The 1,450-nt window shown below is 38.6% G+C and carries 2 protein-coding genes; one reads left to right on the top strand and one right to left on the bottom strand.

Translation table 11 applies throughout. The features are described from left to right. Window positions 1-113: 113 nt before the first annotated feature. Window positions 114-203: a DUF5615 family PIN-like protein gene (locus LLW17_RS19055; protein WP_350355227.1), complete on the top strand. Its 90-nt coding sequence runs from the start codon at window positions 114-116 to the stop codon at window positions 201-203. A gap of 183 nt (window positions 204-386) precedes the next feature. On the opposite strand, the gene LLW17_RS18785 is transcribed toward LLW17_RS19055, so the two are convergent. After that, window positions 387-1,238: an EcsC family protein gene (locus tag LLW17_RS18785; protein WP_228231831.1), complete on the bottom strand. Its 852-nt coding sequence runs from the start codon at window positions 1,236-1,238 to the stop codon at window positions 387-389. Window positions 1,239-1,450: the final 212 nt, after the last annotated feature.

A 1,450-nucleotide genomic window follows, 5' to 3' on the forward strand; every position in this document is an offset into this window, starting at 1 on the left:
CTCTTTGAGAGCTTCTAAAACCACTTTGGTCTTGAACTTGGGTGTGAATTTTCTTCGTGTCATAAAACAGTAAATTTAAAGTTATTTTGGAACTTAAATTACTGTCCTAATTTTTGGGGGATGCTCACACTTCTGATATAGAAATTTGGGAGTATGCCAAAATAAACAATTTTGTTATTGTTACGTTTGATGCAGATTTCTAAAATATCGCAAGTATTAGAGGTAATTACCCAAAAATAATTTGGTTAAGAACAGGTGATACTACAACCAGAAATATAGCATCATTATTAATTAGCAATCAATCCTCGTTAAAGGAGTTTGTTGAAAATGTAGAGTTTAATGAAGTCGCCTGTCTTCAAATTGAACAGGATTAATGAGTTGTTTAATTAGTCCGAAACAATTATACCTTCAATCTCAATCTCGTTATATTTTTTCTGAATTAATTCTCTTGAATATTTGCGTTCCAGGCGCCTTAGGGTGAAATGCGCGGTGGCAATTTTCTGAAAGTGTTTGATGAAGAGCACATTAATCGAAGCACCGGCAGCAGCCCCAATAACCGGAATGGCCTGTGCGGCAAATTTTTCACTCACCTGAACGCTGAAACGTGCTGCAACCTGAGTGATGAGTTTTGAAATAGGACCTGCTGTTTGTGAAGCCAGGGTTTCAATAATTTTTTTGGTTCCATTATCGGCTACATAGGCGCTGGCCTGATTCATCGCGGTGTGCAGGGCCGTACGGGTGGCGTAATACGAAGTTTCGAGCGCATCATCTTCGGTAGAAGTTCCGCCTAAAGCGAAAACCTGCAGACAAGCCAGCTGGGTTTCAATATCGTGCACGTCTTCCCCCTGGCTTCGGGCGATATCCATAATAGAGCGCATCATAAATTTGGTCGAAATCAGCAAATCTGTTGTAAAACCGGCAACTCCAAAAAATCCGCCGGTTGCCCCTGAAAATCCGGTTACCAGTTGATAGGTGAGATTGGAAGAAGGCAAGCTTTTTTTATCGGTTTTTAAGGTTTTCAGGTTTGCCTTGACCGCAAGCTGCAATGCTTTTTGAATCGTGGTGCTTACTTTGCTCTGGTATTTTTGAGGTAAAAGCTCTAAGCCCTGATCGATAGGTGTACCTATGGTATTAAGCACTCGCATTAAAAACGGAGTTTCATCAAGATCTGCCTGACATTTTTTGATAAGTATCAGATCCTGGGGACTTATAGATTCGGTAAGTTTAGGATTTTCCATAGCTGTCAAATATGATTAAAAGTATAAAACAGCCATTTGTAAAAAGGGTAAGACTTTGTTAATAGTTTGAAATCGGAATTATTCGGGATCATTCTCAAAAGTTGTGTGTGAATTGAATGAATAGTTTGATTTTTGTTTTCTAAACAGGAGGCATTGGACGCATATATAGATTTACTTAAGATTTTATTACCAGAATTATTGATTACCCATTT

The sequence above is a fragment of the Leeuwenhoekiella parthenopeia genome, assembly GCF_020782115.1.
Taxonomy (GTDB): Bacteria; Bacteroidota; Bacteroidia; order Flavobacteriales; family Flavobacteriaceae; genus Leeuwenhoekiella; species Leeuwenhoekiella parthenopeia.

Bases quoted from the DNA above. Each gene is read 5' to 3' on its own strand.
- LLW17_RS18785 (WP_228231831.1), bottom strand. From the start codon at position 1,238: ATGGAAAATCCTAAACTTACCGAATCTATAAGTCCCCAGGATCTGATA.